This is a genomic window from Hwanghaeella sp. 1Z406, assembly GCF_048892425.1.
Taxonomy (GTDB): domain Bacteria; phylum Pseudomonadota; class Alphaproteobacteria; order UBA8366; family Aestuariispiraceae; genus Pacificispira.
In genome coordinates this window covers 218971-241780 of sequence record NZ_JBLZHU010000007.1, presented here as the reverse complement: position 1 = coordinate 241780, position 22810 = coordinate 218971, and the positions used below count along the sequence as shown (strand labels likewise).

Below are 22810 nucleotides of genomic sequence, written 5' to 3'. Positions count from 1 at the left end.
CCTTTGAGCCCTCTGCGTTACTCAGCGGTCTCTGCGTTTTCACCTTATTTAGAAACTAGGACCGTCACCCCGGACGTGATCCGGGGTCCAGAGCCGCAGGCAGAGAGTTGGACATTTGGCCCTGGATACCCGCCTGCGCGGGTAAGACGAGGACTATATTTTAAAGATTTACCGCAAAGGGCGCGGAGAAGGCGCAAAGGACGCTGAGGGCGTGGTGCTGCCTTTGAGCCCTCTGCGTTACTCAGCGGTCTCTGCGTTTTCACCTTATTTAGAAACTAGGACCGTCACCCCGGACGTGATCCGGGGTCCAGAGCCGCAGGCAGAGAGTTGGACATTTGGCCCTGGATATTCGCCTGCGCGGGTAAGACATGTGTGGGCTAAAATCTCATCCTGAGGAGGCGCGACAGCGCCGTCTCGAAGGAAAGGGCGTTACGCGTTCACATCGACGACGACACGACCACGGATTTGACCCTTCAGAATGGCTGGGCCCAAATCAGGCAGGTCGCCTAGTTTCTTATCCACGACCATTGCGTCCAGCTTATCGAAGGGCAGGTCTGTGACGATGCGGTCCCAGGCGGCAAGGCGGTCGGCGGTTGGGCGCATGACACTGTCGATGCCCAACAGGTTTACACCGCGCAGCAGGAAGGGGATCACGGTTGTGGGCAGTTTCGGGCCGCCCGCCAGACCGACGGCAGCAACGGAACCACCATAGCAGATTTGCGTTAAGACCTTTGCTAGCATGCTGCCACCAACGGCATCGATGCAGCCAGACCACAATTCCTTTTCCAGTGGTTTTCCGGACGGTTCGGCAAGTTCTTCCCGAGCCACGATCTGGCTGGCGCCCAGGTCTTTCAGATAGTCCGATGTTTCAGGTCGTCCTGTCACGGCGGCTACTTCATAGCCCAGTTTCGCCAGAATCGCGGTGGCAACAGAGCCTACGCCACCCGCAGCCCCAGTGACCAGCACAGGCGCGCCGCCCGGTTTTAGGCCATGCGCTTCCAAGGCCAGAACGGACAGCATGGCGGTGAAACCGGCTGTGCCAACCGCCATGGCGCGTTTCGTCGATAAACCCTCGGGCAGGGGGACCAGCCAATCGGCCTTGACCCGCGCCTTTTGGGCATAACCGCCCCACCAGATTTCGCCCACGCGCCAGCCAGTCAGAACAACCTTGTCGCCCGGCTTGTACCGGGGGTCGTCTGATGATTCTACGGTGCCAGCGAAATCAATACCGGGCACATGGGGAAAGGTCCGAACCAGCCCACCTGTCCCGGTAATGCACAGACCATCCTTATAATTCACGGTGGAATAGTCGACCGCAACGGTGACATCCCCGTCTTCGGGCAACCGGTCTTCAGAAATGTCCTGAATCTGGGCGGAAACCGCGCCTTCCGGGTCTTTGTCGACGATCAGTGCTTTGAACATGGACTTCCTTTCAAACGATTTCGGCTTTTACAAGGGCAGCGATACAACCTGTGCATCGCGTGGACCGGATGGCGTGTCTACAACCAGCGCTGTTCCAGGTTCCCAATAGTCTTTTTCAATCATAGCAATTGCAACGGTGGTCTCAAGCCTTGGGGACCAGGCGCTGGAGGTTACCTGTCCGGCATGGTGGCCGTCAGCGGTCAGCACAGACCATGGTTCAATAGTAAAGGGTAAGTTTCTGGCATTGATCTTCAAGCCACGGATCATGCGCTGAGGGCCTTCCATGATCGTCCGGATCAGGGCGTCGCGGCCGATACAGCCAATGGCATCCACGGTCTGACAGAATTTCCCCAAACCGCATTCATGGGGCGTGTTCAGGCGGGTCATGTCATTGCCATAGGACAACAAGCCTCCCTCAATCCGTTCGATCAGGTTTGGCCCCCCGGCGCGAATACCGTGGGGTTTGCCGGCTTCTTCAATCGCATCCCACAGCGCTTCGCCATAGGCGGAATCCTGCAGATAGATTTCAAAGCCACCCTGTTTTGAATAACCGGATCTGGCGACGATATATTCCTGTCCATTCAGCAACATCGGTTCGAAGCGGAAGAATTTGATGCCGCGCACGCGCTCCCCAAATACAGCGGCAACGACATCTTCCGCTTTCGGGCCTTGCACCGCCAGGGGGGACACATCCGGTTCCGTGACTGCAACATCCATGCGGGTTCCGGCAGACAGGCCCTTCACCCACAGCAGCAAGTCGCTGTCGGCGATTGAAATCCAATAGCGGTCGTCGGCCAGCTTAAGGGTGACCGGGTCATTGATCATACCGCCGGTTTCATCAACCATCGGGGTGTAATAGCATTGCCCGATCTGCATGTTCGATAAATCGCGCGGTGTCAGCAATTGCAGCAGGCGTGCTGCATCCGGTCCGCGCACTTCGACCTGACGTTCGCAGGCGACATCCCAGATCTGCACCGACTCTCGCAAATGGAAGTAATCATCCTCCAGCGAGTTAAACACGGTGGGCAGCAGCATGTGATTGTAAACCGTATAGGCCTTAACCCCGGCCTGGGTGACACGGCGACTAAAAGGGGTGCTGCGGGTGCGGCGAGAAATGGAAAGAAAAGGAGCGGTCATGGGCGAAACTCCAAAGAGAATAATGACGGCATTTCAATGTTTCCCCTACACCTGTCTGGGGTTCAGCGAAACATCGAAAATACTCATGGAAAATCGAATGAATTTCATCTGAATGGGGGGATCGCAGCCCGCAGCAGCATCACTCAGCCGCTTTTGAGGTTTTTATGGAAACGAAGGGCAGCGTTACCCGGAAACATGCGCCATCTCCCGGTGTCTGAGGCAGCAATTCCAGGTCACCCTGCAGGCGTTGCATGATTTGCCAACTGATGGCCAGGCCCAGGCCCGTCCCGCTGCGGCCATCTTTGGATTCGCGCCATCCTCGGGAGAATTTCTTAAAGATACGCTCCCTGTCATCGGCGCGTATTCCTTCGCCATTGTCCTGGATATAGACACAATAGCGATCATCCTCCAGCGTCGTGCGAATGGTTATAACGGGCTTATCAGATGTGTTGTACTTGATCGCATTGGTAATCAGATTCAGATAGACTTGGCGCAGGCGGTCGGCTTCCGCTTTAACCTCAATACCCGCCGCGCGCGCTCCAAACTCTATCTTAGTGTCCGCCTGCGATGCCAGGCCATGACAGGTCGCCACGGCCCGTTCCAGGGTTTCTTCTGGATCAACCCGTTGCAGAATCCAGGGTACCTGTTCGCCCTCCAACCGTGCCAGGTCCAGGATTTCATCCAGCAATCGTGTCAGGCGCATGCTCTCTTCCAGAATGATGCCGGTAAAACGCTGGGTCTCCTCAATAGTCATATCTGGCGTTTCCAGCAGGATTTGTGCGAAGGAGCGAATGGAGGTCATGGGTGTGCGCAGTTCATGGCTGACCTGACTCAGGAAGTCATCTTTCTGCATATCCAGTTGTTTCAACCGCTCATTGGCGTCGCGCAATTGACGTGCGGTTTGCTGCAACTGGTGGGATTTGACTTCCAACTGTCGACTGTAGTCGATGACCTGCTGCGTTTCATCGACGATCTTCATCAATTCATCCAGGCTGATGGTTTCCCCTTTCACCACCTGGGAAATCATCGCCCGGGCCGTCGCCGCCCCGACACTGCCCGCCAGTTCCCGTTCCAGATGACCGATAAACTCATCATCGGCGCGCGGCAGATGGCCGGATACCCCCTGTTTCTTGGCAAAATCGCTGAACAGGCGATAGGCGGTATTGGTGCCCAGAATTCGCTGGGCCAGGACAAACAGATCGCTGCTGGCGGCATAGCGGCGGATGAAACGGGATTCATTGTCAGCCGGTGCGCGGAAAACATCGATGAACAGGGCGCCCTGTAGCCGTTCCAGCGGTTTTGGGTCAAAAATCACGGAGACGATCACAAACAGAAATGTGTTGATCGACAGGCTCCAGAACAGGGCATGGACCAGTGGGTCCATGTCGGTTAATCCGAACAACGCCTGAGGCTGTAGGAAGCCAATCCCCCATGGTCCGTTTTCAATGACGCTGAGCGGCATGACAAACTGGCCTTCAAAGCTTGGGAAAAACAGGGTGTACAACCACAGCATAAAACCTGCGGCCAGACCGGCGAATGCCCCTTTTGCGGATGCCTGCCGCCAATACAGACCGCCAATCAAACTGGGCAGGAATTGGGCGACCCCCAGAAAGGCGATCAGGCCTATGGATGCTAGGGCATCTGATTTCGCGCTCAGTCTGAAATAGATGAATCCCAGCAGCAAAACCAGACAGATGCTGGCTCGACGGCTGAACAGCAGCAGTTTTCGAATATCACCACTGGCCTTCATCTCAATCCAGGGCAGCCGCAGGGCAAGGGGCATAACGATGTGGTTTGATACCATTGTCGACAGCGCGATGCAGGCAACAATCACCATGGAGGTCGCCGATGAAAATCCGCCCAGAAATGCAATCAGTGCCAAAGTATGCTGATTCATCGCCATGGGCAGGGTCAGCACGAACATGTCCGGATTGGCGGTTTCCGGCAGAAATTTCAGCCCAGCAATAGCGATTGGCAGCACAAACAGACTGATCAGCATCAGGTAAAGCGGGAACATCCAGGATGCCGTGAACAAGTGACGTTCATCCGAATTTTCGACGACGGTGACCTGAAACTGGCGGGGCAGGCAGATCACGGCGGTTGCGGCCAAGAACGTCAGACTGACCCAGCGCGGACCGAAAACATCCTCAGTGTTCAGAAAGTCAGGTGGGGCCCAGGAGAAAACTTCCCCCGGTCCATCCGCCAGAGAAAACACAACAAACAGCCCGACCGCCAATAGGGCAAACAGCTTGACCAGTGCTTCCAGCGCAATAGCGGCGACCACCCCATGGTGACGTTCGTTTGCATCAATATTGCGGGTACCAAAGACAATAGTGAAGATCGCCATGCCAAATGCGATCCAGAAGGCCGTTGTGTAATCTGGATCGCCAAACACCGGATGGGCAAGATCGCTTATAACGGTGCCGCTGATTACCTGAAAACTATTGGTCACTGCCTTTAGCTGCAGCGCGATATACGGTGTTGTACCGATTACTGCGATCAAGGTGACCAGTACGGCCAGGCTTTCGCCCTTACCATAGCGGGATGACAACAGGTCAGCGATAGAGGTAATGCGATGGACGCGCCCGATGCGGACCAGCTTGCGTAACAGATACCAGAATCCAATAAAAACGATGGTCGGGCCAATATAGATTGTCGCAAATTCCAGCCCGCTTCTAACCGCCGATCCAACTGCGCCATAGAATGTCCAGGACGTGCAGTAGACTGAAATGGATAAGGTATAAATCAGCGGTGATTGGAACAGGGCCGAAGAACCGGTACGCGCCTTCTTATCGCCCCAGAATGCGACAAGGAACAACAGGATCACATATCCCAGCGATACCGCAAAGACGAGATTGCCCGACAGCATTACGGGGGAGAATCCTGTGGATCCATGACCAGGGGGTCATTGGTTTCGGGCGTGTTCAAACGCCGTGCATTCCAGGCCGTCAAGACGACAGCCAATGTCCATAGACCAAAAACATAAACGACGATTGCGGGAATGCCTGCCAAACCAGGCTCAGGTCCGAATAAATGGATCATCGGCTTCATGATCAGCAGGGTGAAAACAACAGGGATGATCATCGCAATGTCGCGGGATTTGCGAATGGCCGTTGCGGTTGCGGCCCCGGAAATGGGGACCCGTCGCTTGCGCGTCATGTCAATTCCCCTGAAGAGCTGGTCAATTTTTGCACGGTTTCAATTATATGCTGGTTAGAAAAGGGCTTGGTAACGAAGGCATTGGCCCCGATCTCTTCAGCCATGCGGCGATCCTGGCTTTGACCTTTCGCGGTCAGGATGATGATCGGGATATCCTTCACGGAGGCGTCGGATCGCACCGCTTTCAAAACTTCGAACCCATTCATTTTTGGCAGCATGACATCCAGAATGACGACATTCGGCTTTTCGGCGCGGATACTGGTTAGGGCGGCTTCGCCATCAGAGACGGATGTTACGTTGCAGCCCGACCGGATCAGAATGAAACTGAGGGATTCAACAATATTTGGTTCATCTTCCGCGACCAATACACGTGTCGTCACAGCCTACCCTCCCCAATAGCGACTTGCCGATTGTTTCGGCTTATTCAAAGAACGGTAACGCTGGACCGCAGGTTGCGCAATGATTACGACGGGCGGGCAGGCCCGAAAGGGGTGGCGGATTTACCTGGCTCCACCATTGGCGCTTGCTCTCGATAGGCGCAGGCGCGCCTTGTACATAATCGGCAACTGGGTCCCACTGGCACTTCCAGACCATCAGCGTTCAAATCCAGCCCGTCAGCATAGATCGTGCGATCCGCATACAGAATGTCACACGCAATCATCACGCTGACAAGATGGCGGGGGGCGTTGAACCGGCTTTGCGCCTTACCCTGGGCCCGGGCGATGAACAGAAACCGCTCCCCGTTCGGGAATTCAGCAATCTGACGGCAGACCGTACCCGGCGTCTGAAATGCATTGTAAACCGCCCATAAAGGGCAGGCATTTCCGTATCGGGGCAAGGGCAGGCGTGGCAGGGGCATGCGCTTGGTGATGAAACCCGCCGGGTCCGTGCGCATGAAGGCAAAGGGCACTCCTTCAGCACCCGGGCGCTGTAGCGAGACCAGGCGATGGCAGATCTGTTCATAGCTGGCGCCATATTTACGGGCCAGATATTCAATGTCATACCGCGCGCGTTCCGCATCTTCCAAAAAGATCTGATAGGGCATCAGCAGACAGGCCGCGCCATAAGACGCCAGAGCCCCCTGCGCACGGCTGCGGGCTTCATCGCTGCGCAGCAAAGGGGATGTTTCAACCAGCGTATCAAGCACCTTGCGCAAGGCAAAGCGACAGATCAGCCGGGCGATCTGCAACCGATAGCCCGCAGCCGGTGCACTGTCCTCAATATGGAAAACCTTTGTCGATTCGTTGAATTCGACATTGTTCCAAACCCGATCCCGATCCATTTGATCGCTGGTCACGAACTGGACGGCAATACCAAAGCGCCGTGTCAGGTAATCGATCATTTTTGAATCAACCGGGATCGCAAAGGCATCGATTTCCCGGCGCAAAGATTCTGCCGCCTGTTCGACTTCCGGAAAATGGTTGTTCCGATCCAAGATAAAATCGTCCACTTCCTCCAGTGGCGTCATGGCGGCTGTTTCGGTATCAGCGGTATCAAAGAACTGTGCAATGCCTTCTGCAATTCCGGAAAGATTGGTGCTTTCCATGGCTAACATTGACTGAAATCGCTGCCTCTCCTGATTATCCAGATCTGTGATCGTATCCAGGATTTCGGCGGTCGAGCGAATGGTCGTGATCTTGGTAAGCATTTTGTGGATAGCCTCGCCCAGGTACGGATCCTGGTTCAGGCGATCTGACAAGGCGGCAACGGTTTCGTTACGATTAATATAGGCACGATAAATCGCAACCATGGCCTTCGCCCATTCCGGGCTGCGGGCAACCAGATCCGCAGCAGAGCTTTCCGCCAGTTCAAATTCCCGCAGCAACGGGTCGGTTGCCAATTCTTGTATTTCCTGAACCAGGCGGCGTTCAGCCTCACCGTCCAACCATTCAATATCGACCTTTAGGTGTTCTGCCAGACCGTTCAACAGGCGTGTGGCGATGTTGCGTTTGTTGCGCTCGATCAGATTTAAATACGAGGCGGAGATCCCCAAACGCTGTGCCAATTCCGTTTGAGAGAGCCCAAGTTTTAATCGTCGGTCTCTAATTTTTAAACCGATTGCTGATTGCGCCATCGTTAATGTCCTCGCCCATGGGCTGAAACTAGGTGGGATAAAGTTACTTAATGATCAGCTAAATCGTTAGAAAGTTTCATTTTTGTGCGCTGCGGGGTAAAGTTTTGACAGTTCATAGGCTCAATTTTGTTTATCTTTTACAATAAAATCATTTTAAGTCAATGAGTTATTGAATTTTTGACAAAACTAATTTACAGATGTGCCTGCGTCGCGGAAATTCATCACCCATAACGGGGATGCGGCCGCACGTCGGCCGCTCTTGCGTTGATAAGGGGGCGGATGCGCAAACGAGATTTGAACAACAGGAGGAAACAGAACATGGGTGGTTTCATTAAACCGGTAAACCGTCGTACCCTGCTTAAGGGCTCGGCTGCTTTGGGGGCGGCTGCATTTGCCTCTCCTTACTTCTTCACCAAGGGTGCCAGCGCCTATGTGAATGACCCAACGAACAAGAGCAGTGTTGTGCTTGGTTTCAACGTGCCGCAAACGGGCGCGTATGCAGATGAAGGTGCGGATGAATTGCGCGCCTATCAGCTGGCAGTTGAGCACCTGAATGGTGAGGGTGATGGCGGCCTGATGAACACGATGAAGCCGCTGGCCCTGAAGGGTAACGGCGTGTTGGGCAAAAAGGTCGAATTCACCACAGGTGATACACAGACGAAGTCTGATGCGGCCCGCGCTTCTGCCAAGCGTATGATTGAAAAAGATGGCGCGTTGATGATTACCGGTGGGTCGTCTTCGGGTGTTGCTATCGCGGTTCAGTCCCTGTGCCAGGAAGCTGGCGTTATCTTCATGGCTGGCCTGACCCATTCGAATGACACGACGGGTAAAGATCGTCGTCGCAACGGGTTCCGCCATTTCTTTAACACCGAAATGACGGGTTCTGGCTTGGCGCCGGTGCTGAAAGCCAATTACGGCACCGATCGTAAAGCCTATCACCTGACGGCTGACTATACCTGGGGCTGGTCTCAGGAAGGATCGATCAAGAAGTACACCGAAGCCATGGGCTGGGAAACGGTAAATGCCGTTCGCACGCCACTGGGTGCTGGTGACTTCTCTCAGTACATCACGCCTGTTCTGAATTCCGGCGCCGATGTGCTGGTATTGAACCACTATGGCAAGGACATGGTGAACAGCTTGACTCAGGCGGTTCAGTTCGGTCTGCGTGACAAGATGGTCAATGGTAAGCAGTTCGAAGTCATTGTTCCGCTGTATTCCCGTCTAATGGCACAGGGTGCGGGCGAAGCCGTTAAAGGAATCTTCGGGTCCACCAACTGGCATTGGTCGCTGCAGGATGAAGGCTCCAAGGCTTTCGTGAAATCCTTTGGTGCGAAATATGGCTTCCCGCCGTCACAGGCAGCACATACCTGTTATGTTCAGGCGCTGCTGTATGCCGATGCGGCTGAGCGTGCAGGCACGTTCAACCCATGTGGCATTGTTGATGCGCTGGAAGGCTTTGAGTTCGACGGCATGGGCAACGGCCCAACGCTGTATCGCGCCGAAGATCACCAGTGCTTCAAGAAAGTGCTGGTCGTGAAGGGTAAAGAAAACCCATCCTCACAGTTTGACTTGCTGGAAGTCGTCCAGGAAGTCCCAACTGAGCAGGTCACGTATGATTCAAGCGAAGGTGAGTTTGCAGGGGACCTTGGTGCCTGCAACGCCGGCTAAAAGGATCATCTGATCCAGTTTCGGATAAGGCAGTCGTCCCGAAGGGGCGACTGCCGACCGAATCCAAGGGCTGTTCAGGTTTATATTCATTACTTTTGAAGAGGGGAGGGCGGTCGCCATGGATGCGATTCTCCTGCAGGTTCTAAACGGACTCGACAAGGGGGCGGCCTACGCATTGATTGCGTTGGGGCTGACCTTGATTTTCGGGACCTTGGGGGTCGTGAACTTTGCTCATGGCGCCTTGTTCATGTTGGGCGCGTTCTGCGCGGTCACGATCAACAAGGTGCTGACGCTCCAGAAGGTGGTTCTGTCCCAGACGGAAACCACGGCCTGGGGCACGCCGTTGGAGATACGCACACCTTTGGCGCAGGAATGGTTTGGCGATCTTGGTCTCACGATCATCGACTTTTCTGTCCCTATTTCGATAATTGCTGCAATTCCGGTCATGTTGCTGATCGGGGTGGTGATGGAGCGCGGGCTGATCCGTTACTTCTATAAGCGCCCGCATGCAGAGCAGATTTTGGTGACCTTTGGTCTTGCCATCGTTTTGCAGGAAATCATCAAGGCCTTCTTTGGTGCCAATCCAATTCAACAGAACGCGCCGGAAATGCTGCAGGGGGCGATTGATTTTGGGGCATTGTTCGGCAATCCAGGCGCCCTGGTTTATCCTTTATGGCGAATGGTTTACCTGGCCTTTTCCGTGATTGTGATCCTGTCCGTCTTTGCCTTCCTTCAATTCACAACATTCGGGATGGTGGTCCGTGCGGGGATGGCGGATCGCGAAACCGTGGGCTTGTTGGGAATTGATATTGATCGGCGATTTACGATCGTCTTTGGCATCGCCGCGGTGGTCGCCGGAACAGCAGGGGTGATGTACACACCTATCCTGCCACCGGATTATCATATGGGGATGGATTTCCTGGTTCTGTCCTTTGTCGTCGTCGTTGTTGGTGGGATGGGCAGTCTTGGCGGGGCTGTATCCGCAGGCTTCCTTCTGGGTATCCTGCAGTCCTTTGCGTCAATGTCGGAAATTCGGGATCTCTTGGCGAAGGTTGGAATCATCGGCTTGGATCAAATCATCATTTATCTAATCGCAATCGTCATTCTGTTGGTCCGCCCGCGCGGTCTGATGGGACGCAAAGGCGTGATGGAGTAGGGCCATGTTGTCATTGTTTACAAAATCGTCCGAAAAGTCGGACCTGCTTCTTCTCGCGCTGTTTGCCGTTGTCGTTTTCGCCATGCCGATCTGGCTGGCTCCCTTCGGGGCTGCCTATCCGGATCTGATGCAGCGCTTTGCGATCTACGGCATATTTGCGACTGGGTTTAATATCCTGTTTGGTCTGACCGGTTATCTGTCTTTTGGCCATGCTGCCTTCCTGGGTGTCGGGTCCTATACTGCGGTCTGGACATTCAAATTGCTGGGCATGAACCCGATTCCGGCAATCATTGCTGCCATCATTGTTGCGGGCCTGTTTGCATTGCTGATTGGGTTCATCAGCCTGCGTCGCTCTGGGATCTACTTTTCGATCCTGACGCTTGCCTTTGCGCAAATGTGTTACAATCTGGCCTATTCGGTTCTGACGCCGATTACCAATGGGGAAACCGGCCTGCGGGTGTTGCGCGATGATCCCCGTCTGTTTGATGCGCCAACCGTTGGCGATGGGGGGCCGTTGATCTCCCATATCGCAGGGATTGAGATGACTGGCATGCCCGGATTCTATTTCGCTGCCGTACTGCTGGTCATCATGGTCGGGTTGGCGATGCGGATTTTCCGGTCTCCCTTTGGGATGATGCTGAAAGCAGTAAAAACCAACCAGACCCGGCTGAACTATACGGGCGTCAATACGCGACCCTATACACTTGCGGCCTTTGTTATCTCTGGCATGTATGCCGGTCTGGCAGGGGCTCTTTTATGTGTGATCGATCCCCTGGCCGGGGCGGAGCGTATGCAATGGACGGCCTCTGGTGAGGTTGTGCTGATGACCATTCTGGGTGGGGTCGGTACGATCATTGGACCAATCCTGGGGGCGGCGCTGATCAAGTATTTTGAGAATATCTTCTCGGCCTTCAACGATCAGACATTGAACGATATCTTCAGCTTCCTGCCGGATCAATTGCGAGAAGGTGTTGTTTCCGTGACCTCCCTTTTCGTGGGCGAGGGCTGGAATTTGAGCCTGGGTATCCTGTTCGTAATCATCGTTGTTTTCCTGCCGGGTGGCGTCACAGAGGGACTGAACCGCATCGGCAGGTTCGGATTGCGGCGACTGGGGATAGGACGCAAATCAAAAAATGAGGATGAAACCTCACCCGCACCGGGAGAATAGTCATGGGCATTCTTGAAGTAAGAGATGTGAATAAGAATTTCGGGGGCCTGAAGGCGCTGCACAATGTCAATCTGGATGTCCAGGAAGGCAGCGTTCACGCCATCATTGGGCCTAATGGTGCGGGGAAATCCACCTTACTGAACTGCTTTATCGGGCGCCTGACACCGGATACCGGGTCGGTGATGTTTAACGGATCATCGCTGTTGGGCCTGAAACCGCATGAGATAAATCAGGCCGGTGTGGTGCGGGTGTTTCAGACGCCTGAGATTTTCTCAGAATTATCTTTGCTGGAAAATGTCATGATCCCGGCATTTGCCAAACGGGACGGCGCTTTCAAATTGAATGCTTTTTCTGATGTCGCCCGTCATGGCGAAATCCGGGAAAAGGCAATGCATATGTTGGAAGAAGTCGGCCTGGCCAATGATCGGGATAAGACGTCCTCCAGCATGTCGCGCGGGGACAAGCGCCGATTGGAACTGGCAATGTGTCTGGTTCAGGATCCGGTGCTGCTGTTGTTGGATGAACCAACGGCGGGGATGTCTCGCGCCGATACGAATGCAACAATCGATCTGTTGAAAAAGATTGGTGGCCGGGGCATCACCAAGATCGTGATTGAGCACGATATGCATGTTGTATTCTCTCTGGCGGATCGGATTTCCGTTCTGGCTCAGGGGACGGTAATTGTTGAAGATGTTCCCTCCAAAATAAAAGGGAATGAAAAGGTTCAAGAAGCTTATCTCGGGGGAGCGCATCTATGAATGGGACACAAAGAGCCGCGCGCGTTCAACCGGCGGCGACCTCTGGCGGTGATACCGCCTATTTCGCAGTTCATAATCTGCATGCTTATTATGGTGAAAGCTATATCGTTCAGGGCGTTAGCTTTTCCATCAAGGAAGGCGAAATTCTTGCCCTTTTAGGGCGCAATGGGGCGGGTAAGACCTCAACATTACGGGCGTTGGCGCGCGTGGCTTCTCCAGAGTTACGACAGGGGGAGGTCTGGCTGGATCATGAACCCCTGCACACGATGGAGGCACATCAGGCCGCCCGAACCGGTATTGGTCTGGTGCCGGAAGATCGACGCATCATTCAGGGCCTGACCGTGCACGAAAATCTGCAATTGGCACAAATCGCCCCACCGGTCGGCTGGCCAATTGAACGTTTGTATGAATTGTTTCCGCGTCTGGGAGAGCGCCGCAGTCAGGAGGGGACAACCCTGTCGGGCGGAGAACAGCAAATGCTGGCTGTTGCCCGCGCCCTGGCGCGCGATGTGAAACTGTTGCTGTTGGACGAGCCCTATGAAGGTCTGGCCCCCGTGATCGTGCAAGAGATTGAACGGACGCTGGAAGAAATCAAGAAATTGGGCATGACGACCATCATCGTAGAACAGAACGCCATTGCGGCCCTGCATCTCGCAGACCGCGCCCTGATCCTGGATATGGGCCAGGTGGTGTTCGACGGCACCGCAAAGGAAGTGCTGGATAACGCGGAACTGCGCCAGGAATATCTGGCGATTTAATCAAGGGAGTCTCTGTGAGGAATTGACTTTTGGCGCGAAAACGCCTATCTGTCATGTGTGTCATAAAGAGCATTTTGAGTTGGCGTCACCTGTAAATCGGCCTGCTCATGTGGATGGTAAACTCTGCAGGGAGTTTATTCGCAGGACACTTCGGGTGGTTTCCGAACCCATTGAGCTAAGGAAACGCTGCTACTGCGACACCTAAATTAGCGCACGGATCCCACACGGGTTCCGTGCGTATTTGTTCCTGAAAAAGCTGTGACAATTGACCAAATTGTGCCGTCGTTTCGTTGAATGCATTCCAGAATTGCAGTGCCGGAGACATGACGGACAGCCATCAGTCGAATTTTACGCGAGTATCTGTCACCGAAGTATAGTGGTGTTCCAATTTGGACAATGTTTGAGACAAAGTTTGGGACTTCATCAAAAGATGTCAGTCCGATTTGCGCCATTTCTTTGGCGTGTTCTCTCCAAATATGTATGGCTCCGAAGCCCCTGTTCGGGCCCACATGCTTTCCTTGAAAGAGAAAAATGTCTCCTGTCGGAATGATGTCATTTTTGGATTTAATTTGGGGTACATTTCCAAATATGTATGACCCTGATCTTGGGTTTATCAGCAGTTTTTTTGACATTCTTAATACTTTGCTTCTTAATTTTCTTCTAATTCTATAGGCCTCTGGTATGAAGTGCTATCAGCTTGTTGAAGCTGTTATAGTGCGAAGAAGAGGGTTTCAAGCGATCCATGATTGGATGGCTTGTAGTAACCTATCGATTTTATTTACTCCTAACATCGAATAGAAGAACTGACGGTAAATCTGCCTGTCTTTCCGATTCTCAAAGATCGTTCAGATTGAGGTGTCGGGGGATCAGCGCTAAAGTGATCAAAATAGTTAGATGTCGAAGAATAATGTTAGGGAGGGTACATCAATGACAACATCATCGGGTCCAAAAGATCGCTACACAAAAGGCATGACTGTCCGTCGCAGTGTTCTGGGCGACAAGCATGTCGACCGTGCTGAAGCCAATAAGACTGATTTTGATATTCCCTTTCAGAATTTCATCACGGAAGGGGCCTGGGGCACCGTCTGGGCGGGAGATCATTTTACCAAGCGGGAACGCAGTCTGGTGACGATTGCCTTATTGGCGGGTCTTGGTCATTACGATGAGGTTGCGATGCATGTTCGCGCCAGCCGTAATACAGGCGCCACGGCGGAGGATATTCGCGAAGTGATGATGCATGTCGCAGTCTATGCAGGGGTGCCCGCCGCGAACAATGCCATCAAATATGTGAAGCGTGAATTGGCCGCCATGGCCGAAGAAGAAAAAGCAGGAGAATGACGCCATGACGGATTCCTTATCGCCGCGCGATTGGGCCAGCCACCCCGCCTATATCGATCCGGGATACAAATCGACCGGTCTGCGGGGCCCCAAGCAGCCCCTGATCAAACTGCCAACCGGATTGGGAGAGGGGTTGGGGCCGCGCTTTGGGAAGGACCATGTCTTTGAGCATGATGCCGACCTGACCCGCAACGGGCGCGTGAATGGCGAACCCCAGGGCGAGCGTATTATCGTCACCGGCCGCGTGTTGGATGAGGATGGTCGCGCGATCCCCAATACCCTGGTGGAAATCTGGCAGGCCAATGCGGCCGGGCGGTATGTTCACAGCAAGGACCAGCATGATGCGCCCCTGGACCCGAATTTCTTTGGCGCCGGCCGGTGCGCCACCGATGATCAGGGTGTCTATCAGTTCATGACCATTAAGCCAGGCGCTTATCCCTGGCCGAACCATTTCAATGCCTGGCGCCCCAATCACATCCATCTGTCGCTGTTCGGACCCAGCTTTGGCACAAGGCTGGTGACTCAGATGTATTTTCCGGGAGACCCGCTCTTGGCGCTGGACCCGATTTTTCTGGCAACGCCGGAGGGTGCACGGGATCGCCTTGTCGCGGATTTCGCAATTGATGTGACACAAGAGGCCTATGCGTTGGGATATCGCTTCGATATCGTTCTGCGTGGCCGCAACGCTACCCCGATGGAGGAGTGAACCAATGTCAAAGCTGGGTCAAACCCCGTCACAAACCGTCGGGCCCTATTTCGCCTATGGCCTGACGCCCACACAATATGGCTATCCGTTGAAAAGCGCTGCCGGGCCGGAAGTGGAAGGGTTGGCAGAAGCAGGTGGCCCGCGTATTCGCCTGGAAGGGCGCGTATTGGATGGCCAGGGGGCAGTGATCGAAGACGCCATGCTGGAAATCTGGCAGGCGGATGCACAGGGACGCTATCCTGGTGCGCCCGGCGGCGCAAACAGCGGGTTCACGGGATTTGCGCGCTGTGGAACGGGCACGGCACCGGACAAATCCTATCGTTTCGAGACTGTGAAGCCTGGCTGTGCGGAGCCTGGCTGTGCGCCCCATATCAATATGATCGTGTTTTCCAGGGGGCTGTTGTCCCACGCCTATACGCGGGTTTACTTCCAGGATGAAGCCACCGCCAATGACAGCGATCCCGTTCTGGCCCTGGTGCCGGAAGACCGACGCAATACGCTGATCGCCAAACGTCTGGAGACGGATCAGGGAATTGTTTATCGCTTTGACATTCGCATGCAGGGGGATGGGGAGACTGTGTTCTTCGACCTGTGACTTTATGCTCAGGGGGGAGGCCTCGACCGTCTCTTCCAGTTGGGATAGAGTCAGAGAAACAAAACATTTGAGGAGACGATATCATGACCGCAGCAATCGTTGGCTGGGCCCATACGAAATTTGGGAAGTTAGAAGATGAGGATGTTGAAAGCCTGATCGGGCGTGTTGCCGAACAGGCGTTAGCCGATGCTGGTGTTGCGGCGGAAGATGTCGATGCGATCTATCTGGGCTGGTACAATGGCGGCTTCTCCAAGCAGGATTTCGGGTCGTCTCTGGTCATGAACTCTGTCGATGGATTGCGCTTTAAACCATCAACACGGTTGGAAAATGCCTGTGCGACCGGATCGGCTGCGGTGCATCAGGGCGTGAACTTCCTGGAGGCGAAACAGGGGCGCATCGTATTGGTCATCGGTGTGGAGAAGATGACGTCAACGCCCGGACCTGAGATTGGTGGTATCCTGTTGCAGGCGTCCTACCTTAAGGAAGAAAGCGGTGTCGAAGGGGGCTTTGCAGGCGTCTTTGGGCAGATCTGCAATGGCTATTTCCAGAAGCATGGCGATCAGTCCGACGCGCTGGCGACCATCGCGGCCAAAAATCACAAAAATGGCTGTGACAATCCCTATGCTCAGATTCGCAAAGATCTGGGATTTGAGTTCTGCCGCACCGTTTCGGACAAGAACCCGATTGTCGCGGGACCTTTGAAACGCACGGATTGTTCGCTGGTATCGGATGGCGCTGCGGCGCTGGTCATGGCCGATATGGATACCGCCTTGGGCATGAAGAAGGCGGTCGCTTTCCGGGCACGGGCACAGGTGAATGATTACCTGCCGCTGTCCCGGCGGGACATGACCTATCTGGATGGCTGTGCGCGCGCCTGGGATCAGGCGTTTACCAAGTCCGGCCTGAAACTGGATGATCTGGATTTCGTCGAAACCCATGACTGCTTCACCATCGCGGAATTGATGCAATATGAAGCTATGGGCCTTGCCAAGCGTGGTGAGGGGGCGAAAGCAGCTCTGGACGGTGTTACTCAGAAAGACGGCAAGTTGCCGGTCAATGCGTCCGGTGGCTTGAAGGCAAAAGGCCACCCCATTGGGGCGACGGGCGTTTCCATGCATGTCTTAACCGCCATGCAAACCCGGGGCGATGCCGAGGATATACAGGTGAAGGATGCCAAGCTGGGCGGTATCTTCAACATGGGCGGTGCGGCGGTTGCCAACTACGTCTCCATTCTGGAGGCAGTGAAATAACCAGGAAAGGCCATGGCGGGTCATCACCACCACCATCACGTTGATCCCGAAGCAGGGGATGCGAAAGTGTTCTGGGCTGTGTTCGTGAACATGGCCCTGACGGTGGTGCAGATTGTCGGTGGTGTCCTGTCGGGCAGTCTGGCCCTGATCGCCGATGCCCTGCATAATTTTTCGGACGCGATTTCGCTGATCATTGCCTTCGTTGCCCGCAAGATCGCCAGGCGACCGGCGAATGAGGATATGACCTTTGGCTATGGTCGCGCAGAAGTCGTTGCCGCATTGGTCAATTATACGACCCTGATCGTGATCGGCCTGTATCTGGTCTATGAGGCCGTGATGCGGTTCTTTCAACCTGAACCAGTGGCGGGGTGGATGGTGGTCATCATTGCCGCTGTTGCGCTGGTGGTGGATCTGGTCACCGCCCTGCTGACCTATTCGATGTCCAAGGACAGCATGAATATCCGTGCGGCCTTCCTGCATAATCTGGCCGATGCGATGGGGTCGGTTGCGGTTATTCTGGCAGGCAGTCTGGTGATCCTGTTTGACTGGTGGCTGGTCGACCCCTTGGTGACGCTGCTGATTGCGGGCTATATTCTGTATATGGCTTTTAGTGAGATTGGCCCCGCCATCCGCATCCTAATGCTGGGCAATGCGCCCGGACTGGATACGCAAAAGGTGTTGAGTGATATTCGCGCCGTGCCTGGGGTGGACAGCATCCACCATGTCCATCTGTGGCAGATGCAGGAACACGAAAACGCCCTGGACGCCCATGTCGTGATTACAGAAGGCAAATGGTCGCAGGCCGATGCGATCAAACATGCGATCAAAGACCGCTTAGCCTCCCACTTCCACATCCACCACGCCACATTGGAATTGGAATGCACCCATCATGCCTGCCCAGAACCCCAGACGATCGGGCACGCGGCAGAAGACAGTCCTGCGCTCAAACATACCCATCACCATTAAGGCAATGCTCTAAACCCGATATGCCTCCAGTGCGTCCAGGTCGAAGGTGAAGCCGGTGCCGGGGCGGGTGGGGATGTCCAGGGTGCCGTCTGGGTTGATTGTCACCTTCTCGCGGAACAGTGGGGCGAACCAGGGCATATATTCGATGAATAGGCAGTCGCTGGTGACCAGGGACAGGCTGTGTTCGGTAAACAGGTGAGGGGAGAAGGGGATGCTGGCCGCCGCCATTTGGCCGATGACCCGCCGAAATTCCGTATAGCCGCCCATGCGCTGAAGATCGGGCATCAGGATATCGGCTGATTTCTGCTCAATCATATCCCGGATGCCATAGCGCAGATATTCCGTCTCCCCAGATGCCAGGGCCATGGGGATGGCGGTGCGGATTTCTGCGTGACCGGCGCGGTCCCAGGTGGGGACGGGCTCTTCAAACCAGAACAGGTTGTATGGTTCCAAGGCGCGCCCCAGTTGGATGGCTTCAGGCACAGACAGGCCCTGATTGGCATCGGCCATCAGTTTGATATCCGGACCAATGGTGTCGCGTACGGCTTCAACCCGTTCGATATTCTGTGCCAGGGGGATCTTACCCAGCCGGACCTTCATTGCCTTAAAGCCCTGTTTCAGGAAATCCTGTGCTTCCTGGACAAGATCAGTCGGGCTTGCGGCCAGCCACATCCCGCCGCTGGCATAGGTCGCGACACGCTGGCGGCTGCCGCCAAAGACCCGGTGTAGGTTCTGGCCGCTGGCCTTGCCCACAATATCCCAGCAGGCGATGTCGATTGGGGTCATGGCCATGACCGATATGCCCGCCTGGCCCAGGAAATTGCTGTTCTGGAACATGTCGGCCCATAGGGCTTCTGTCATAAAGGGGTCGCGGTTCAGGACCATCGGGACAAATGCCTGAACCATGGCTTCCAGAACCCGCAATTTCTCAATACCGAATGCGAAGATATGCCCTTCACCCTCAAGGCCAGTGTCCGTTGTCAGGGTCACCAGCAGGCAGGAGACGGAGTCTATGCGGTGAATGGAGGTCCGAAGCGGTTGCTCCAGAGGCAGGTCCACCCGCCGCAGGGTAATGTCTGTAATCAGCATGGCATGTCGCACTTTCGGCAAAGGTCAAAAATCATCCTGCCCCTACAATGAGCGGAATGGACCGATGCTGCAATCTGACTCAGTGCGGTTTCGCTTCTGTCGTTATGCTGAACGATTCAGATTTTGGTTTCTCTGACAGGGTCCCTGTCTCAGACAGGGCGGGGTTGATCTGATTGATCGCGCCCGCTGGCGTCTTTGGCGGTTTTTCACCACTGTCGGTCTTATGCGAAGATTTCAGAGTGGGTTTGGGTAAGGCCTTTTCTGAGATGTGGCTGTAATTGCCTTCGATCTTGGCACCGGCAGCGACCTCGATCACTTCATGGCGGACATCCCCGATCATCGTGGCGGTCACGTTCAACTTCACGATCTTGGCTTCGATGCTGCCAAAAACAGAGCCGTTGATAATGGCTTCCTGCGATTTGATCTGGCCGGACACTTCACCGGTTTTTCCGACCGTTACGGAACGACAGCGAAGATTTCCCTCCAGCTTTCCATCCAGCAAAAGATCGATGTCGCCATCAATATCGCCTATCACAGACATGCCCTCAGCGATGTGAGACCGTTGCGCGGGGCGCGTCTCTGTGACTGGCCGTGGTTGCTCCCGATCCTTTGAACCGAACATATGGTACTCCTCCTCCCCATAAGAACCAGATGTAGAAATCCTTAACTAATTGTTAATCAATGTAGATTAGCCTGCGACAAGGTTCAACCGTCGCATTGTTAAGATTTCAAAAAGGCTTCGTGAATGGGAAGAGAGAACCTATTCCGCAGCTTCAGAGTCGGCGGACGATTCCAATTCAGCGATGAATTTCTCGGCCTCCAGGGCAGCCATACAGCCCATGCCTGCGGCGGTGACGGCCTGTCTGTAAATCTTATCCTTCACATCGCCCGCAGCGAAGACACCGGGTCGATTGGTGGCCGTCGAATCCGGCGCGGTAATCAGATATCCTTCCTCATCCATCTCCAGGTGGCCCTTGAAGACAGCGGTCGCGGGATCATGCCCGATGGCAACGAATATGCCATCGACGGCAAGTTCGGACACGGCGTCTGTGTTTCGATTGCGCAGTTTCAGGGATTCAACACTGGGGGGATTTTGAGAGCCACAGATTTCTTCAACCACCGTATCCCAGATTACCGAAACTTTTGGATGTTTGATCAGGCGGTCCTGCAGGATCTTTTCCGCACGCAAACTGTCGCGGCGGTGGATCAGGGTCACTGATTTTGCATGATTGGTCAGATACAGCGCCTCTTCGACGGCGGTGTTGCCGCCCCCGACGACGGCGACATCTTTACCCCGGAAGAAAAATCCATCACAGGTCGCGCAGGCAGAAACGCCCCCGCCCATGAAGGTCTGTTCACTGGGCAGGCCCAACCAGCGGGCCTGGGCCCCAGTTGCGATGATGATGCTGTCGGCCAGATAGACTGTGCCACCATCACCGATAGCCTTCATCGGGCGGCTGGTAAAATCAACATCCATGATCAGGTCATAATGGATCTTGGTGCCGACTTTTTCAGCCTGTTTTTGCATCTGGTCCATCAACCAAGGGCCCTGGATCACATCCTCATAGCCGGGATAATTCTCAACATCCGTGGTAATCATCAATTGCCCGCCGGGCTGCAAGCCTGCAACCAGCATGGGTTCCAGATTGGCACGCGCGGCATAGATAGCGGCCGTGTATCCTGCCGGTCCGGCACCGATGATCAGGACTTTGGTGTGATGCTGCTGGGCCATGAGATGTCCTCTGCTGGATTGTTGGTGGCGCGGGGGCGGTGATCTTTCGTCAAGATAATCACCCGGCCCGCATCCGCAACCGCTTCCTTGCGATTATTTCCGTGTCAGCAGAATAAATGAATAATCCGGGGCGGAAATGGCTGGGTCCGTTGGTGGCGGCCCGGGTTCTCGCCATGCTTCCTGCCATTGGCTGCGATCAAAGTCTGGGAAGAATGTATCAGCCTCGGGCTCTGCATCGACCTCTGTAATATACAGGCGTGTCGCAACAGGCAGGGTCTGGCGATAGATTTCTGCGCCGCCGATAACACTGATTTCATCGACTCCCATTTCTCGTGCCAGATTGCGCCCTCGGGCCAGGGCATCATCGATATGGGAAAACACCTCGGCCCCATCCGCTTTATAGCCCGCGTCGCGAGTAACAATCAGATTCGGGCGACCGGGCAGGGGCTTGCGGGGCAAAGATTCCCAGGTCTTGCGCCCCATCAGGATCGGCTTTCCCATCGTCATGCGTTTAAAGAAAGCCAGGTCACCGGGCAAACGCCAGGGAAGTCCCCCTTCAATACCAATGGCCCCATTGCGGGCAATGGCGACAACAAAGGCGATGTGAATTTCTGTCATGGTTTTGTTTTTACCTTTTTCGCCCGACTGGCCTTAGCCGAAGGCTTCTTGGTTCTGGCCTTACGTGCAGCCTTCTTCAACGCTGCGCGACGCCCTGCCTCCAGGCCTAACCGTGCCCAGTCTAACAGCAGGTCATCCTCGTCAAAGGCCTCATCGGGGCATTTGCGCAGAGCGGCGACGATGGTGGTGCCGGTTTTCTTCTGGTAGCTGAAGGGCGCGCAGTCTGCGGCATCGAATTGTGCCGCGGTCAGGGCATCGCTCTTCCAATACAGCGTGTCATTCAACACAATGCCAAACATCGCCCCGTCGATGAACAGGCCCGCGCCGCTGAACATCCGGCGCGGCGTGATGGGCCCCAGCGGCTCCAGTCGTTCACACAGCCAGTCCAGATAATCTTTGCTGACCGCCATGCCCTGCCGCCTAAACCGCGATCGGGGCTTTTATGGTGGGGTGCGGATTATATTCAGTAAGCGTAAAATCGTCGTACTGGAAACCAAAAAGATCGTGAACGCGCGGGTTCAAGGTCATTTTCGGCAACGGGCTGGGACTGCGCGTAAGCTGCAGGTCGGCTTGTTCCAGATGGTTCAAATATAGATGCGCATCGCCCAGCGTGTGGACGAAATCGCCAGGTTCCAATCGACAGGCTTGCGCCACCATCATCGTCAACAAAGCGTAGGAGGCGATGTTGAATGGCACACCCAGAAAAATGTCGGCGCTGCGCTGATAGAGTTGGCAACTCAGGCGTCCTTCGGCGACATAGAATTGAAACAGGCAGTGACAGGGGGGCAGCGCCATGGAGTCGATATCCGCCGGATTCCAGGCGCTGAGCATATGCCGGCGGCTGTCTGGATTGGTCTTGATGCTCTCCAAAAGGGTGCTCATCTGGTCGATGATGCGTCCGTCCGGTGCCGCCCAGGACCGCCATTGCTTGCCATAGACCGGGCCCAGATCGCCATTTTCATCGGCCCATTCATCCCAGATCGAAACACCATGTTCTTTCAGATAGGCGATGTTCGTGTCGCCTTTCAGGAACCACAGCAATTCATGGATAATAGAGCGCAGATGCAGCTTTTTTGTGGTCAACAGGGGGAAGCCCTCTGACAAGTCAAAACGCATCTGTCGCCCGAAAACAGACAGCGTTCCTGTCCCGGTTCGGTCGGTCTTTTCGATGCCGTTGTTCCGGACATCCTGCAGTAGATCTAGGTATTGCTTCATG

23 protein-coding genes are annotated in these 22810 nt (G+C 54.8%); 10 read left to right on the top strand and 13 right to left on the bottom strand.

Annotated elements, in window-relative coordinates:
• Positions 1-429 precede the first annotated feature (429 nt).
• The 6 genes from ACOSDR_RS15120 to ACOSDR_RS15095 all read right to left on the bottom strand — a co-directional run bounded on the left by ACOSDR_RS15120 (position 430) and on the right by ACOSDR_RS15095 (position 7792).
• A complete protein-coding gene (locus ACOSDR_RS15120) occupies positions 430-1422 on the bottom strand; it encodes an MDR family oxidoreductase (RefSeq protein ID WP_420725482.1) in 993 nt (330 codons plus the stop codon).
• A gap of 27 nt (positions 1423-1449) precedes the next feature.
• Positions 1450-2559 carry a dimethylsulfoniopropionate demethylase gene (locus ACOSDR_RS15115; RefSeq protein ID WP_420725483.1) on the bottom strand — a complete coding sequence of 370 codons (1110 nt, stop codon included), beginning with the start codon at positions 2557-2559 and terminating at the stop codon, positions 1450-1452.
• 139 nt (positions 2560-2698) lie between these two features.
• A complete protein-coding gene (locus ACOSDR_RS15110) occupies positions 2699-5428 on the bottom strand; it encodes an ATP-binding protein (RefSeq protein ID WP_420731785.1) in 2730 nt (909 codons plus the stop codon).
• Entirely contained in the window at positions 5428-5718 is a 291-nt protein-coding gene (locus ACOSDR_RS15105) for a hypothetical protein (RefSeq protein WP_420731784.1), read from the bottom strand. Before ACOSDR_RS15105 ends, ACOSDR_RS15110 begins: the two co-directional genes overlap by 1 nt.
• Entirely contained in the window at positions 5715-6098 is a 384-nt protein-coding gene (locus ACOSDR_RS15100) for a response regulator transcription factor (RefSeq protein ID WP_420731783.1), read from the bottom strand. Before ACOSDR_RS15100 ends, ACOSDR_RS15105 begins: the two co-directional genes overlap by 4 nt.
• Positions 6099-6181: 83 nt before the next feature.
• Positions 6182-7792: a helix-turn-helix domain-containing protein gene (locus tag ACOSDR_RS15095; RefSeq protein WP_420731782.1), complete on the bottom strand. Its 1611-nt coding sequence runs from the start codon at positions 7790-7792 to the stop codon at positions 6182-6184.
• Positions 7793-8110: 318 nt separating this feature from the next.
• On the opposite strand from ACOSDR_RS15095, the gene ACOSDR_RS15090 reads away from it, so the two are divergent.
• From ACOSDR_RS15090 to ACOSDR_RS15070, 5 genes are all read left to right on the top strand, one after another.
• Entirely contained in the window at positions 8111-9460 is a 1350-nt protein-coding gene (locus tag ACOSDR_RS15090) for a substrate-binding protein (RefSeq protein ID WP_420731781.1), read from the top strand.
• A 118-nt stretch (positions 9461-9578) separates the two neighbouring features.
• A complete protein-coding gene (locus ACOSDR_RS15085) occupies positions 9579-10616 on the top strand; it encodes a branched-chain amino acid ABC transporter permease (RefSeq protein ID WP_420725489.1) in 1038 nt (345 codons plus the stop codon).
• 4 nt (positions 10617-10620) lie between these two features.
• Positions 10621-11784, top strand: a complete 1164-nt coding sequence (locus ACOSDR_RS15080) for a branched-chain amino acid ABC transporter permease (RefSeq protein WP_420725490.1) — start codon at positions 10621-10623, stop codon at positions 11782-11784.
• A gap of 2 nt (positions 11785-11786) precedes the next feature.
• The gene (locus tag ACOSDR_RS15075; RefSeq protein ID WP_420725491.1) at positions 11787-12542 is read left to right on the top strand and encodes an ABC transporter ATP-binding protein; all 756 of its coding nucleotides are present in this window, start codon (positions 11787-11789) and stop codon (positions 12540-12542) included.
• Complete coding sequence (locus ACOSDR_RS15070; protein WP_420725492.1) at positions 12539-13300, top strand: ABC transporter ATP-binding protein; 762 nt, start codon at positions 12539-12541, stop codon at positions 13298-13300. The genes ACOSDR_RS15075 and ACOSDR_RS15070 overlap by 4 nt, the downstream gene beginning before the upstream one ends.
• Before the next feature lie 206 nt (positions 13301-13506).
• On the opposite strand, the gene ACOSDR_RS15065 is transcribed toward ACOSDR_RS15070, so the two are convergent.
• Positions 13507-13932: a hypothetical protein gene (locus ACOSDR_RS15065; protein WP_420731780.1), complete on the bottom strand. Its 426-nt coding sequence runs from the start codon at positions 13930-13932 to the stop codon at positions 13507-13509.
• 295 nt (positions 13933-14227) lie between these two features.
• Between ACOSDR_RS15065 and pcaC the strand changes: the two genes are divergently transcribed.
• The 5 genes from pcaC to ACOSDR_RS15040 all read left to right on the top strand — a co-directional run bounded on the left by pcaC (position 14228) and on the right by ACOSDR_RS15040 (position 18155).
• Positions 14228-14638, top strand: a complete 411-nt coding sequence (gene pcaC, locus ACOSDR_RS15060) for a 4-carboxymuconolactone decarboxylase (protein ID WP_420725493.1) — start codon at positions 14228-14230, stop codon at positions 14636-14638.
• A gap of 4 nt (positions 14639-14642) precedes the next feature.
• Positions 14643-15344, top strand: coding sequence for a protocatechuate 3,4-dioxygenase subunit beta (gene pcaH / locus ACOSDR_RS15055; RefSeq protein ID WP_420725494.1), 702 nt, complete (start codon positions 14643-14645; stop codon positions 15342-15344).
• A gap of 4 nt (positions 15345-15348) precedes the next feature.
• Positions 15349-15939: a protocatechuate 3,4-dioxygenase subunit alpha gene (gene pcaG / locus ACOSDR_RS15050; protein WP_420725495.1), complete on the top strand. Its 591-nt coding sequence runs from the start codon at positions 15349-15351 to the stop codon at positions 15937-15939.
• An 83-nt stretch (positions 15940-16022) separates the two neighbouring features.
• Entirely contained in the window at positions 16023-17189 is a 1167-nt protein-coding gene (locus ACOSDR_RS15045) for an acetyl-CoA acetyltransferase (RefSeq protein ID WP_420725496.1), read from the top strand.
• Positions 17190-17201: 12 nt separating this feature from the next.
• On the top strand, positions 17202-18155 hold the full coding sequence (locus tag ACOSDR_RS15040; protein ID WP_420725497.1) for a cation diffusion facilitator family transporter: 954 nt from the start codon (positions 17202-17204) through the stop codon (positions 18153-18155).
• 9 nt (positions 18156-18164) lie between these two features.
• Here the strand turns inward: ACOSDR_RS15040 and ACOSDR_RS15035 are convergent, their stop codons facing one another.
• The 6 genes from ACOSDR_RS15035 to ACOSDR_RS15010 all read right to left on the bottom strand — a co-directional run bounded on the left by ACOSDR_RS15035 (position 18165) and on the right by ACOSDR_RS15010 (position 22809).
• Positions 18165-19244, bottom strand: a complete 1080-nt coding sequence (locus tag ACOSDR_RS15035) for a mandelate racemase/muconate lactonizing enzyme family protein (protein WP_420725498.1) — start codon at positions 19242-19244, stop codon at positions 18165-18167.
• Between the two features lie 79 nt (positions 19245-19323).
• On the bottom strand, positions 19324-19866 hold the full coding sequence (locus ACOSDR_RS15030) for a bactofilin family protein (protein ID WP_420725499.1): 543 nt from the start codon (positions 19864-19866) through the stop codon (positions 19324-19326).
• 138 nt (positions 19867-20004) lie between these two features.
• Positions 20005-20976 carry a thioredoxin-disulfide reductase gene (gene trxB, locus ACOSDR_RS15025; RefSeq protein ID WP_420725500.1) on the bottom strand — a complete coding sequence of 324 codons (972 nt, stop codon included), beginning with the start codon at positions 20974-20976 and terminating at the stop codon, positions 20005-20007.
• A gap of 93 nt (positions 20977-21069) precedes the next feature.
• Complete coding sequence (locus ACOSDR_RS15020; protein WP_420725501.1) at positions 21070-21594, bottom strand: dihydrofolate reductase; 525 nt, start codon at positions 21592-21594, stop codon at positions 21070-21072.
• The gene (locus tag ACOSDR_RS15015) at positions 21591-22004 is read right to left on the bottom strand and encodes a TfoX/Sxy family protein (RefSeq protein ID WP_420725502.1); all 414 of its coding nucleotides are present in this window, start codon (positions 22002-22004) and stop codon (positions 21591-21593) included. The genes ACOSDR_RS15020 and ACOSDR_RS15015 overlap by 4 nt, the downstream gene beginning before the upstream one ends.
• Before the next feature lie 10 nt (positions 22005-22014).
• Positions 22015-22809, bottom strand: coding sequence for a thymidylate synthase (locus tag ACOSDR_RS15010; RefSeq protein ID WP_420725503.1), 795 nt, complete (start codon positions 22807-22809; stop codon positions 22015-22017).
• Position 22810: the final 1 nt, after the last annotated feature.